The organism is Cyanobium sp. Cruz-8D1, assembly GCF_024345975.1.
Classification (GTDB): Bacteria; Cyanobacteriota; Cyanobacteriia; order PCC-6307; family Cyanobiaceae; genus Cyanobium.
Window position 1 is genome coordinate 15,117 of record NZ_JAGQCD010000004.1, and the last position, 12,296, is coordinate 27,412.

The 12,296-nt window shown below is 69.3% G+C and carries 16 protein-coding genes; 15 read left to right on the forward strand and 1 reads right to left on the reverse strand.

Annotated elements, in window-relative coordinates:
* Positions 1-69 precede the first annotated feature (69 nt).
* The 8 genes from KBZ33_RS03885 to KBZ33_RS03920 all read left to right on the forward strand — a co-directional run bounded on the left by KBZ33_RS03885 (position 70) and on the right by KBZ33_RS03920 (position 6,615).
* Positions 70-660, forward strand: coding sequence for a CAAD domain-containing protein (locus tag KBZ33_RS03885; RefSeq protein WP_254951104.1), 591 nt, complete (start codon positions 70-72; stop codon positions 658-660).
* A gap of 72 nt (positions 661-732) precedes the next feature.
* Positions 733-1,896 carry a GuaB3 family IMP dehydrogenase-related protein gene (locus tag KBZ33_RS03890; RefSeq protein ID WP_254951102.1) on the forward strand — a complete coding sequence of 388 codons (1,164 nt, stop codon included), beginning with the start codon at positions 733-735 and terminating at the stop codon, positions 1,894-1,896.
* Positions 1,897-2,178: 282 nt separating this feature from the next.
* Positions 2,179-2,502, forward strand: a complete 324-nt coding sequence (trxA, locus tag KBZ33_RS03895; RefSeq protein ID WP_015110798.1) for a thioredoxin — start codon at positions 2,179-2,181, stop codon at positions 2,500-2,502.
* Positions 2,503-2,563: 61 nt separating this feature from the next.
* On the forward strand, positions 2,564-3,598 hold the full coding sequence (locus KBZ33_RS03900; RefSeq protein ID WP_254951100.1) for an LOG family protein: 1,035 nt from the start codon (positions 2,564-2,566) through the stop codon (positions 3,596-3,598).
* Complete coding sequence (gene hisH, locus KBZ33_RS03905; RefSeq protein WP_254951098.1) at positions 3,595-4,218, forward strand: imidazole glycerol phosphate synthase subunit HisH; 624 nt, start codon at positions 3,595-3,597, stop codon at positions 4,216-4,218. The genes KBZ33_RS03900 and hisH overlap by 4 nt, the downstream gene beginning before the upstream one ends.
* A complete protein-coding gene (gene rsmD, locus KBZ33_RS03910; RefSeq protein WP_254951096.1) occupies positions 4,215-4,781 on the forward strand; it encodes a 16S rRNA (guanine(966)-N(2))-methyltransferase RsmD in 567 nt (188 codons plus the stop codon). The genes hisH and rsmD overlap by 4 nt, the downstream gene beginning before the upstream one ends.
* A 187-nt stretch (positions 4,782-4,968) precedes the next feature.
* Positions 4,969-5,631, forward strand: coding sequence for a hypothetical protein (locus KBZ33_RS03915; protein WP_255011537.1), 663 nt, complete (start codon positions 4,969-4,971; stop codon positions 5,629-5,631).
* 102 nt (positions 5,632-5,733) lie between these two features.
* Positions 5,734-6,615, forward strand: coding sequence for a hypothetical protein (locus KBZ33_RS03920; protein WP_254951092.1), 882 nt, complete (start codon positions 5,734-5,736; stop codon positions 6,613-6,615).
* 63 nt (positions 6,616-6,678) lie between these two features.
* Here the strand turns inward: KBZ33_RS03920 and petG are convergent, their stop codons facing one another.
* Positions 6,679-6,792 carry a cytochrome b6-f complex subunit V gene (gene petG, locus KBZ33_RS03925; protein WP_015110794.1) on the reverse strand — a complete coding sequence of 38 codons (114 nt, stop codon included), beginning with the start codon at positions 6,790-6,792 and terminating at the stop codon, positions 6,679-6,681.
* A gap of 75 nt (positions 6,793-6,867) precedes the next feature.
* Here petG and KBZ33_RS03930 point away from each other — a divergent pair, with 75 nt between their 5' ends.
* The 7 genes from KBZ33_RS03930 to KBZ33_RS03960 all read left to right on the forward strand — a co-directional run bounded on the left by KBZ33_RS03930 (position 6,868) and on the right by KBZ33_RS03960 (position 12,209).
* Positions 6,868-7,296: a cytochrome c gene (locus KBZ33_RS03930; protein WP_255011549.1), complete on the forward strand. Its 429-nt coding sequence runs from the start codon at positions 6,868-6,870 to the stop codon at positions 7,294-7,296.
* Positions 7,293-8,036, forward strand: a complete 744-nt coding sequence (locus tag KBZ33_RS03935; protein WP_254951089.1) for an RNA methyltransferase — start codon at positions 7,293-7,295, stop codon at positions 8,034-8,036. The genes KBZ33_RS03930 and KBZ33_RS03935 overlap by 4 nt, the downstream gene beginning before the upstream one ends.
* Before the next feature lie 47 nt (positions 8,037-8,083).
* Complete coding sequence (locus KBZ33_RS03940; RefSeq protein WP_254951087.1) at positions 8,084-9,148, forward strand: serine hydrolase; 1,065 nt, start codon at positions 8,084-8,086, stop codon at positions 9,146-9,148.
* Complete coding sequence (locus KBZ33_RS03945; protein ID WP_254951085.1) at positions 9,145-10,587, forward strand: DUF3370 domain-containing protein; 1,443 nt, start codon at positions 9,145-9,147, stop codon at positions 10,585-10,587. Before KBZ33_RS03940 ends, KBZ33_RS03945 begins: the two co-directional genes overlap by 4 nt.
* Positions 10,584-11,669, forward strand: a complete 1,086-nt coding sequence (gene bchI / locus KBZ33_RS03950; protein ID WP_254951083.1) for a magnesium chelatase ATPase subunit I — start codon at positions 10,584-10,586, stop codon at positions 11,667-11,669. The genes KBZ33_RS03945 and bchI overlap by 4 nt, the downstream gene beginning before the upstream one ends.
* 77 nt (positions 11,670-11,746) lie before the next feature.
* A complete protein-coding gene (locus tag KBZ33_RS03955; protein ID WP_254951082.1) occupies positions 11,747-11,965 on the forward strand; it encodes a CopG family transcriptional regulator in 219 nt (72 codons plus the stop codon).
* Position 11,966: 1 nt separating this feature from the next.
* Positions 11,967-12,209, forward strand: a complete 243-nt coding sequence (locus KBZ33_RS03960; protein WP_254951081.1) for a hypothetical protein — start codon at positions 11,967-11,969, stop codon at positions 12,207-12,209.
* Positions 12,210-12,296: the final 87 nt, after the last annotated feature.

Below are 12,296 nucleotides of genomic sequence, written 5' to 3' on the forward strand. Positions count from 1 at the left end.
CCGGGGATCCCTGGCGGAGGTTCCGGAAAACAGCCGTAAGCTCCGCCGAGAGCTAACGGCGCCAGCGCAATGGCCGAGACCCCCTTCAGCCCCGAATCCCCCTTCAGCCCTGAGCCTCCCCTCAGTCCCGAGGGGCAGGAGAACGGACTTCCATCGCAGCCGTGGCCGGCGGATGCGGCCGAGGCGACGCCGGACCCCGTCACCCCCGAAACAGAACCGATCCTGGCCGGGCCGGATCCCGAGGCTGACCCCGCAGATGCGCCGGTGAGCGCGCCGGAGCCCGGCATCGTGGCCACCTTTGAAGTGCCCCCCCTGGAGGGATCCGCTGATCCGACCAGCGAAGGCGGCGGGGAATTCGATCTGCTGCTGCAGAAGATCAAGGACTGGCTCAGCAGCGGTGAGCTGCAGGCCCAGTGGCAGCGTTTCCGCGGCCCCCTCAAGGGGCTGGCGATCCTGATCGGGGTCGTGCTGCTGCTGCGGATCTATGCCTCCTTGATCGGCACCCTGGACAGCCTGCCCCTGGTGGGCGGCCTGCTGGAGCTGGCGGGGCTGATCGCCGTGAGCCGTTTCACCGTCACCAGGCTGGTGCGCAAGAGCGACCGGGAACAGGTCTTCGCCGACTGGAGCCGCCGCTGGAACGATTTCCGCGGCCGGGAGTGATTCCCAGCCCCTGATGCGGTCGGACCCGCCGCGGACCGGTTGATAGTTTGTGCCCACTGTGTCCGTCCAACGGTGAACATTCAGCTCGGTCGCTCCAGGACCGTCCGCCGCGCCTACGGCATCGACGAAATCGCCCTGGTCCCGGGCGGCCGCACCGTCGACCCGGAAGTGACCGATAGCAGTTGGAGCCTCGGGGGCCTCCAGCGGGAGATTCCGATCATCGCCAGCGCCATGGATGGGGTGGTGGATGTGGGCATGTGCATCGAACTCACCCGGCTGGGGGCCCTGGGGGTGCTCAACCTGGAGGGCGTCCAGTGCCGCTACGACGATCCCGAACCGATCCTGGATCGGATCGCCTCGGTGGGCCGCGACGATTTCGTGGCTCTGATGCAGGACCTTTACAGCCAGCCGGTCCGCGAAGACCTGGTGCGGCAACGGATCGCTGAAATCAAGGCCGGCGGCGGCATCGCGGCGGTGAGCGCCACCCCGGCGGCGGCCCTGCGCTTCGGGGCGGCGGTGGCCGAGTCGGGCGCCGACCTGTTCTTCGTCCAGGCCACGGTGGTCTCCACCGAACACGTCGGCCCCGAAGGTCGCCAGACCCTTGACCTGGCCGCCCTCTGCCGCGACCTGGGCGTGCCCGTCGTCATCGGCAACTGCGTCACCTACGACGTCACCCTGCAGCTGATGCGGGCGGGGGCCGCCGGCGTGATGGTGGGCATTGGCCCCGGTGCCGCCTGCACCTCCCGAGGCGTGCTCGGTGTCGGCATTCCCCAGGCCACGGCCGTGGCCGACTGCGCCGCCGCCCGGGACGACTACGAGCGTGAAAGCGGGCGTTACGTGCCGGTGGTGGCCGATGGCGGCATCGTCACCGGCGGGGACATCTGCAAATGCCTGGCCTGCGGCGCCGATGCGGTGATGATCGGCTCCCCGATCGCCCGGGCCTCCGAAGCGCCTGGCCGCGGCTTCCACTGGGGCATGGCCACGCCCAGCCCCGTGCTGCCCCGCGGCACCCGCATCAAAGTGGGCACCACCGGCAGCCTGGAAAAGATCCTGCGCGGCCCTGCCGGTCTTGATGACGGCACCCAGAACCTGCTGGGCTGCATCCGCACCTCCATGGGCACCCTGGGGGCCCGCACCCTCAAGGAGATGCGCGAGGTGGAGGTGGTGGTGGCGCCGTCCCTGCTGACCGAAGGCAAGGTGTACCAGAAGGCCCAACAGCTGGGCATGGGCAAGTAGCACGGCGCGGTCCAGCCGGACCCAACGGGGTCGTCGCAGAGCTGGACAACACTGCCTCAAGGCGAGATGGAGGCTAACCTCTTGGTGTGGGGGCTCCGGCTCGCACACTCCTCACACCCCCCGGCCCGGCGTGTCCGGGCTTTTTGTCTTTCCCCGCCGTTCGACCCGCAGCCCTGCTCCCTGGAACTGCCAGTTCCGCTACGGCCTGCAACGCTGACTCCTTCCCAGGGGAAAGCGGCCGAAACCGGTTGCTAGATTCATTTCATCCCGAGTCTGCAAGGAATGTCCAGCGCCGCTGCCGTCACCGACGCCTCCTTCGAGCAAGACGTGCTCAAGAGTGATGTGCCCGTGCTGGTTGATTTCTGGGCCCCCTGGTGTGGTCCCTGCCGCATGGTGGCGCCGATCGTCGATGAGATCGCCAAGGAATACGAAGGCAAGATCCGCGTCTACAAGCTCAACACCGACGAGAACCCCAACGTCGCCAGTCAGTACGGCATCCGCAGCATTCCCACGCTGATGCTGTTCAAGGGCGGCCAGAAGGTTGACACCGTCGTGGGTGCTGTCCCCAAGAACACCCTGTCCGGCACCATTTCCAAATACCTCTGATTCCGTTCCGCTGACGCCGCCCCTCTCCCCGAACCCAGTGCCGGCGGCGGGCAGAAGTCCCTTGCAGGCCCTCGCCGACGAGCTCCACGGGCACCCCCAACGTCGCCAGATCGAGCGGGCGGTGGTGTCTTTGCTGCAGGTGGCGCGTCAGGAGAAAGAAGAGGAGGAATGGCGCCTGATCGCCGGCTGTCTGGCCGACATCAGCGAAGCCCTGGAGGTCTTCCGTCCGCGCCGCAGCGCCCGCAAGATCAGCGTCTTCGGCTCGGCCCGCACCCGCCGCGACGACCCCTGCTACCTGCTGGCTGAGCACGTCGCCCGCCAGGCGGTGGAGGCCGGTTTCGAGGTGATGACCGGAGCCGGGGCCGGCGTCATGGAGGGCGCCAACAGCGGCGCGGGTTGCGAGCACAGCATCGGCCTCAACGTGGATCTGCCCTTCGAGCAGCATCCCAACCCCTACGTGAGCGCCTGCGACGGGCGCCTCCTCTACTTCCGCTACTTCTTCACCCGCAAGCTGTTCTTCCTGATGGAGAGCGATGCCCTCGTGGTGATGCCCGGGGGATTCGGCACCCTCGATGAACTGTTCGAGTGCCTCACCCTCATCCAGACGGGACGCACCTCGCCGATTCCCCTGGTGCTGCTCTCGCCGGAGGGCGACGATTTCTGGAAGGTCTGGAAGCGGAACGTGCACCAGGAACTCGCCACCCGGGGACTGATCTCTCCGGAGGATGTGGATCTGATGGTGGAAGCCTCCGGCGCCGAGGAGGCCGTGGACCACATCTGCCGGTTCTACCGGGTGTTCCACAGCGCCCAGCTGGGCCAGGACCGCATCGAACTGCTGCTCAACGCCGAGGTGCCCCGCAGCCTGCTGCCGGAGCTGAACCGCGGCTTCGCCGACCTGCTGGAGGAAGGTGCCATCCAGACCGGTGAGGGCGTCGACGACAACGGCCTGCTGCGGCCCTGCCTGCGGCTGCGCTTCGACAAACGCCGCGTCGGCCGGCTCTACCAGTTCATCGACCACCTCAACGGCCTCGACCTGCCGGCCTCACCGGCCCTGGAGCATCCGGCCGAGCGGGTCCCGAGCGTCAGCCAGCCATGAGCCGCATCGGCCTGATCGACTACGGCATGGGCAACCTCCATTCGGTGCAGCGCACCTTCGCGCGGCTCGGTGCCGAGCTGGTGAGCGTGCACGGCCCGGCCGACCTGGAAGCCTGCGACGCCCTGGTGCTGCCGGGCGTGGGCGCCTTCGATCCGGCCATGGAGCGGCTGCGCTCGGCCGGGCTGGAGCCGGCGCTGAAACGCTCGTGCGCCAGCGGCCGCCCGCTGCTGGGGATCTGCCTGGGCCTGCAGCTGCTGTTCGAGGCCAGTGAGGAGGGCCGAGCCGATGGGCTGGGCGTGCTGGCCGGCCGCGTGCGCTCCCTGCCGCGGGTGGCGGGCCATCCCCTGCCCCACATGGGCTGGGCCCCCCTGATCCCGGCCACCGCCAGTCCCCTGCTGCCGGCCGCCACCCCCGAGGCCTGGGTTTACTTCGTGCACTCCTTCGCCGCCGAGCCGGCCGACGCCGCGGCCAGCACGGCCCTCGTCGACTACGCCGGCACCCCGGTGACGGCGGCGGTGTGGCAGGGGACCATCGCCGCCTGCCAGTTCCACCCGGAGAAGTCCGGGCCCGTGGGCGAAGCGATGCTGCGCCGCTGGCTCGACTGGGTCGCCTCCCTGTGACGCTGCGGCTGAGCGGGGGGCGCCGGCTGCAGAGCCCCCCCGGGAGCACCGCCCGGCCCACCGCCGCCCGGGTGCGACTGGCGGTGATGAACCTGCTGGCCGAAAGGGTCCCCGGCAGCCGCTGGCTGGATCTCTGCTGCGGCAGCGGCGTGATGGCCTGCGAGGCCCTGCAGCGCGGCGCCTCCGAGGTGGTGGCCGTGGAGCGGGATCGCCGCATCGCCGCGGTGGCCCGGGCCAATCTGGAGCTGGTGCGGCAAGGCCGGCCGGCTGGGCCGGAAGGCTCCCCCCGCTGCCGGGTGGACGGCGATGAGGTGCTGCGCTGGCTGGGCCGCACCGACCCCAGCGCTTTCGATCTGATCTACGCCGATCCCCCCTATGCCGCCGGCCTGTACGCGCCGATCGCGGCGGCGGTGCTCAGGGGCGGCTGGCTGGCCCCCGGGGGGGTTCTGGTGTGGGAGTGCGCCAGCGACGCGGTGCCGGAGCTGCCGCCGGGATGGCAGTGCCGCGATCAGCGGCGCTACGGGGGGAGCACGGTGGTGCTGCTGGAGATGGAGATCTCCTGACGCGCGGTCACGCCAACCCAACCATCTTCATCACAATTTTGCCCATCTGCTGCACATCGACAGCAGATCTCAAGTCGGCACGGTCGATGACACCATTCAGCCCGGATTTAGATGGTATTCAGGGATAGCCCTTCCGGCACTTTCCGTCATGCCAAACCTTTTTTCCAAGCCTTCCAGTCCATCCACCATGGCCCCCTTCAGCGCGAAACACCTCCTGGCGCGGAGCCTGATGGCGGCCGCCCTGATCGGTGGCGCCGGCGCGGCGCTCTCTGCAGGTTCGGCCGAAGCCGCAACAGGCTGCGGAGTTGGGATCCCCTGGGCAGACTGGGTTGGCGGCCAGGCCCTCACTTGCGGCGACAAAGTCTTCTCCTGGAGCGCGACGGCCACACTCGGCGATCTTGCCTCATCGACTGTCTCCGCTGTTCAACCTCTCCCAGGCGACTATCTCTTCAACCTGGACTTGCCCACTTTCACCACGAGCAGCTTCGACTTCACCTACGTGGCTTCGATCACCGATCCCAGCCGGGTCTTCAGTGCTGTCGACCTTGACTCCGACGCAGACGTCCTCGCGAGTCCCCCAAGCATTCTGACGGCCAACTTTACTGGCGGCGCAGTCCCAATTACTCTCAGCAGCACGAATGGATCGTCGAGCTTTGCCGACGTAGCTGGCGGCCCCCAGATCCTGACCGTACGAAATGAATACAACGGCGCTGGGGCCATTGACTCTTTCGAGAACAGCTTCCAACAAACCTCCGTCCCCGGCCCCCTGCCCGTGCTCGGTGCTGGCGTCGCCTTCGGCTTCAGCCGCAAGCTGCGCCGTCGCATCCAGGGGGATCGGGTCAAGGCCTGACGGCTCCTGCCGAGAACGTTTCGCGGCCCCGCCTCCCGGCAGGGCCTTTTTTCTTTCGTCCCACCCAATTCCCACCTCCTGAACCTTCCTCCCGGATCCGCCATGGCTGCCTCCCCGACGCGTTCCGATCAACGCTCCGACGATTCCAGAGCGATGGCCTCACAGTTCGGACTGCTGGCCATCTGCCTGCTGATCCTGTACGGGCTGGTGGTGCTGGCCGCCATCCTGCCGCCGCGGCTCCTGGATCCGGCCTGGCAGCTGCGGTTCACCAACGCCCTGATCAACAACGGCTTCCTCGCCCTGCTCGGCCTGGCCGTGCTCCATCTGGCCGCCTATCTCGATCCCGCCAATCCTTATCTGATCCGCCGTCGGGACAACTTTGCCGCCCTGGCCCTGGCCGCCGTGCTGGGCTTTCTGCTGCTCATCCCCCTGCAGGGCTATGCGGTGTGGCGCGGCGTCAGCAACGCGAACAGCCAGCAGAGCAGCCAGCTCCGCCAGGTGACCGGCCGGGTCTCGGCCGTGAGAGACGCCATCAACAAATCCACCAGCACCCAGGACCTGCAAGGCCGCCTGCAGGCCCTGAGGGTTCCACCCCTGAGCGCCGCAGACCTTGCCCACCCCCTTCCGGTGCTGCGCAAAACCATGCTGGAAACCTTGGAGCGAACGGAAATCCGCGCCGGTGACCAGCTCAGGGGGATTCAACCCTCGGGTCTGTGGCCGATCATCCAGGGCAGCATCCGTGCCGTCCTCTCGGCTCTGGTGCTGGTGGTCGGCTTCGCCGGCTTCTCCCGGCGCCGGGGCTGGTCGATGACGCTGCTGCAGAGCTGGCTGGCAAGGTTCAATCAACGCGGGGGCGCCTTCGGCCACCGGCGCACGGGATTGTTCAAGCGGCACCACCGCAGCAAGGCCGATGCCTTTCTGCACAGCCTTTGCGACGAAGGGACGACGACAGCAGGAGCATCGCCGTCCCAACGGGAGGGCTGATGTTCGGACTCCGAGGGGAAGAACCGGGCGGCCGGACTGGCTAGGGTGCGATCAGACGAACGCTCAGCCCCCGAGGGCACTGCCCCGGCGGTACTGGTTCCAGGCCGCCACGAACAGCCCCACGAGCGTGACGGGGATCAGTCCAAGCACGATGCCGCAGAGGAGGGGTTCGATCATGGAGGGGCTGTCGGTTCCGGCGATGCACAATTCTTCCACGACCACCGCCGGCAACGCGAGTCCCACCGCAGCACTGTGATCAGTCCGTCCCCCAGCACCCCGGCCGCCGTGACGCCCCCTACCCCCGCCGGGGGAGATCAGCCCCTCGCCCAGCGCCGCAGCCTGGTGGCGGCCCTGGCGACGCTGGCGGCGGTGGCCTGCATCCTGCTGCTGCTGGTGGTGGTGCTGCCGGCGGCCCGCAGCGATCCCTACACCCGCCAGACCCTCGAGCTCACCGGCTCGGCCACCGACGGGGGCCGCCTGTTCCGGCTCAACTGCGCCGGCTGCCACGGCCTTGCGGCCCAGGGCCTGGTGGGCCCGAATCTGCATGGTGTTGACCGACGCAAGAACGATCGCCAGCTGATCCAGCAGGTGGTCAGCGGCCGGACCCCACCGATGCCGAGATTCCAGCCGGAACCCCAGGCCATGGCTGATCTGCTGGCGTTTCTGCACGCGCTGCCTTGAGCCTCCAGCTGGTCCTGGTCGAACCCGCCGGCCCCCTCAACGTGGGCAGCGTGGCCAGGCTCTGCCGCACCTATGGCCTTGAGGATCTGCGGCTGGTCGCCCCCCGCTGCGATCCCCTCGGCGACGAGGCCCGACTGATGGCCGTGAAGGGGTTGCCCCTGCTGCAGCAGGCACGCCTGTTCCCCACCCTGGCCGCCGCCTTGGCCGACTGCGGGCGGGTGGTGGCCACCAGCGGCCGTCCGGAGGGGGAGCCCCTGCCGCTCGAAGACCCCGATGACGCCCTGGCCTGGCTGCTGGCCGGCGACCAGGCCCTGCCGTCGGCGCTGGTGTTCGGCCGGGAGGACCGGGGTCTGAGCAATGACGAGCTGCTGCAGGCCGGCCGGCTGCTGCAGATTTCGACCCCCACGCCCCACGGCTCCCTCAACCTCTCCCACGCGGTGGCCGTGGTCCTGCACGACCTGCACCGACTGGCCCGGCAGACCCCGGCCCCGGCGGTGGCCGCCTGCCCCCCGGCCCCCTGCTCCCGGGGGGTGCTCGAAGCCATGCTCGGCGACGCCGAGGAGCTGCTGCTGGAGGTCGGGTTTCTGTTGCCCCACACCGCCCATGCCCGGATGGCCAAGTTGCGGGCCCTGCTGCAGCGCGGCCAGGTCAGTGCCCCGGAGGTGGCCCTGCTGCGGGGCCTGGTGTGCCAGTTGCGCTGGGCGAGCCGTCGCCCTTTCCCTTCGTCCCAGGACCACTAGCGTCGAGAAGTCGAACCGTCGAACCATTGCCCCAGGGTCCTGATTCCGTGAGTGCCGGCCGTCCCTCCCGTCCCCCCAGCAACCCCTGGCTTCGCCCCGTGGGCCTGGTGCTGCGGCTGATCGTGCTGGGGGTGGGTCTGGGCGTGATCGTGGGCACGGCCCTCAAGCTGCTGGAGCCCCGCCTTGTCCAGGGGGCGATCGGCACTCCAGTGCCGGACCCCCCGGTGGTGAAGAAACCGGGCACCGGAGCGATGGCCCTGGGACGGTTCGAGCCGCGCCAGGAGCTCGTCGGTCTGAGCCAGCAGTGGACCCGGATGGCCGCCGCCCACAAGGATCTGACCGCCAGCGGCTTCCTGCTGGTGCTCGACGACGGCCGTTTCGCCCAGTTGCAACCGGACCTGCCCCTATCGGCGGCCAGCTCCATCAAGGTGCCGATCCTGCTGGCGGGCCTGGAGGATCTCGATCACGGCAAGCTGCGCTGGAACGAACCCATGCCCCTCACCAAGGAGGTGGTGGGCGGTGGGGCCGGCTGGATGGCCAACAAGCCGCTGGGCACCCGCTTCCCCTTCTTCGAAGCCGCCACGGAGATGATCCGGGTGAGTGATAACACCGCCACCAACCTGCTGATCCGCCGCCTGGGCGGCAAGACCGGCCTCAACGGACGTTTCCGCGACCTCGGCCTGACGGCCACGGTGGTGAACAACTGGCTGCCGGACCTCGACGGCACCAACACCACCAGCTCCCGCGACCTGGCCCGCTCCATTGCTCTGGTGGACACCGGTGACAAGCTCACCCCCCGGGCCCGGGATCTGTTCCGCGAAATCATGGCCACGTCTCGCACCAACACCCTGATCCCCCTCGGCCTGCTGATGGGGATGGGCAAAGACTCCTCCGATCCCGACAGCGAGCTGCTGCCCAAGGGCATCACCGTTTACAACAAGACCGGCGACATCGGCATCGCCTACTCCGACGCCGCCCTGATCCAGCTCCCCAATGGCCAGCGGGCCGTGCTGGCTGTGATGGTGAAGGGTCCCTTCAACGACCCCCGCTCCGCCGAACTGATCCGGTCGATGGCCGGCGTCGTCGCCAAAACCCTCGTCAAAAGCCAGTGAGAGCCGTCATCCCCGCCCTGCTGCTGCCGTGGCTGTCCGGCCTGGGCAGCCCCCTGCTGGCCCAACCGCAGCCGTCTGCAGCCCCGAAGCCCGCCCCCGCGCTGCCGGTGCTGCGCCCGGGCACCGTGGCGCCCCTGCCGGGCCGGCTGGATACGGTGCCGATGCTGAACGACAACAACCCCGAGGTGATCAAGGGGCCCGGCATCCTGCTGTCCAGCTTCGATGGCCAGCGGGGCTACGCCGGCCGGCCCCTGGGTGAACCCTCGGCGCACCTGAACGCGGCTTTCAGTGGCCCCTTCGAGCTGTTCAGCCACCACATCTACGCCGGCAGCCCCGAAAGCCTCGACTCCACCCTCTGGCTGGCGGTGGTCGCGGCCCCGCGGGGCAAGGTCCCGGTGAAGCTGCGGACCGTGGCGGGATCCACCGCCCTGTCCCAGTCGGTGAACCCCGACCAGCCCTCGGCCCCCTTCCTGCCCCTGCCGGCCCTGATGGAGCAGGGCAGCACGCCGATCTGGGCCGGCCCCGGCAGCCGGGTGGCCACCGAACTGCTGGCACGGCAGCGCAGCCCCCTGGTGCCCGAGGGCTGGAGCCTGCCGCCGGGTCAGCTGAGCACGCTGATGGTGCTGCCGCTGCCCGTGCGTGGCCTCGATCCGTTGCTCAACGGCCTCAACCTGCAGCTGCGCCTCAACAGCGACGGCCCGGTGGACGTGGCCACCCTGGCGGCCTTCGGCCCCGTCGATCGCCCGCCGGATCCGGCCGTCTGGCAGCGGCTGCTGCAGGGTGGCCTCAGCCCGAAGGAGCACAGCCCCAGCCCCAGGGGGGCCAGCGGCCCGATGATCTACTCCCGGGTCAGCGGGGTCCAGGAGGGCAGCGCCTGGGTGGGACGGATCACCGATCCAGGCCGGCCGACCCTGTCGGTGAGCCGGGCACCGATCTCCTGGCCGATCGCGTCGCTGGAGCGGGGCACCCTGGGCACCGGCCAGGTGCAGACCGCCCCCCTGCGCGCCTTCTACCCGGGCACCGCCTGGGCGGCCCACGGCAACTACGGCGTCACCTACGACCTCAGCCTGCCGCTGCGCAACGACACAGGCAGCCCGACGCGGCTCGCCCTGGCCCTGGAATCCCCGATCAAGACCGACCAGCCCCTGGGCGGCCTGCGCTTCAACACCACCCCAGCGCGGGCGGTGATGTTCCGGGGCACCGTGGAGGTCAGCGGCCTCGACACCGACGCGGGCGGCCCCGGCGGACGGCGCCGCTTCCACCTCGTGCTGCGGGCCGGTCAGGAAGGACCCACCCTGGGCACCGTCAGCCTGCGCCCCGGCCAGGAACGACAGCTGCGGGTGCGACTGATCTATCCGGCCGACGCCACACCACCCCAGGTGCTCAGCCTGCTGCCTGTGAAACAATCCCCACTTCCCCCAGCCAGCCCCCAACCGTGACGCCAACCAGGAAGCGCCGGGTCTTCCCCTTCACCGCCATCGTGGGGCAGGAGGAGATGAAGCTGGCGCTGCTGCTCAACGTGATCGATCCCCGCATCGGCGGGGTGATGATCATGGGCGACCGGGGCACGGGCAAATCCACCACCATTCGGGCGCTGGCCGATCTGCTGCCGGCGATCGACGTGGTGGCGGGGGATCCCTACAACAGCTCCCCCAGCGACCCCGACCTGCAGAGCGCCGAGGTGCGCCAGAGGGCCGAACGGGGGGAGCAGCTGCCGGTGGAAGCCCGCCAGGTGCCGATGGTCGACCTGCCGCTGGGGGCCACCGAAGACCGGCTCTGCGGCACGATCGACATCGAGAAGGCCCTCAGCGAGGGCGTGCGGGCCTTTGAGCCGGGGCTGCTGGCCAAGGCCAACCGGGGCCTGCTCTACGTCGACGAAGTCAACCTGCTCGACGACCACCTGGTGGATGTGTTGCTGGATTCGGCCGCCTCGGGCTGGAACACGGTGGAACGGGAGGGGGTCTCGGTGCGCCACCCGGCCCGTTTCGTGCTGATCGGCTCCGGCAACCCGGAGGAAGGGGAGCTGCGGCCCCAGCTGCTCGACCGTTTCGGCATGAGCGTCGAGGTGCGCACGGTGCGCGATCCCGAGCTGCGTGTGCAGGTGGTGGATCAGCGCACCGGCTTCGATGCCGACCCCGACAGCTTCAGCGACCGCCTCCAGAGCACCCAGGAAGCCCTGCAGGCCCGGGTGGTGGAGGCCCAGGAGCGCCTGCCCCAGGTGGCCATCGACGACGAGCTGCGCATCCGCATCTCGGCGGTCTGCGGCGAACTGGATGTCGACGGCCTGCGCGGTGACATCGTCACCAACCGGGCGGCCCGGGCCCTGGCGGCCTTCGAGGGCCACCTGGAGGTGAGCGACGACGACGTGGCCCGCGTCGTGGCCTGCTGCCTGCGCCACCGGCTGCGCAAGGACCCCCTCGAGCAGATCGACTCCGGCGATCGGGTGGTGAAGATGTTCTGCAAGGTGTTCGACCACGCCGGCGGCGACCCCGCCGCCTTCCAACTGGCCCTGGCGGCCTAAGGGCGCGCCAAACCAGCTCCGCATTGATAACGGCATATGATGCCAATATCAACTTGTACCGTGGGGGATCGGGCCAGATGCGCACAATCATCGATCTGCCCGATACCGATCGGGAACGGCTCGACAGCCTCTGCCGCCAGCGCGGCCTATCCCGGGCCGAAGGCCTGCGCCAGGCCCTGCGCAGCTGGCTAGACCACCAGGGCGTTCAGCACCAGAGCATCTTCGGCCTATGGCGCAACCGCCCGGAAGACTCTCTGAGCCTTGAACGGAGCCTGCGCAGCGAATGGGAGCGCTGAGGTGGCCGCTGGGATTGCGGCTGCAGGCCTGCTGCTCGACTCCAACATCCTGATCGACCTCTTACGCGGGGAAGCCCAGGCCCTCGCCTGGATCGAGGCCCACGCCGGGGCAACCTCGATCAGCGTGATCAGCTGGATTGAAATCCTGGTGGGCTGCCACGACGACGAAATGGGCGCCGTGGAACCCTGGCTGAGCAGCTTTCCCCGCCTGGAGCTGACCCAGGCCATCGTCTGCAGCTGGTGACCCGCAACACCCGCGACTTCCCAGAGTCCCTCGGCGGTGTGCAGGTTCCTTACCGACTCAGCCCCGAGGCCTGAGCAGTGCGCATCC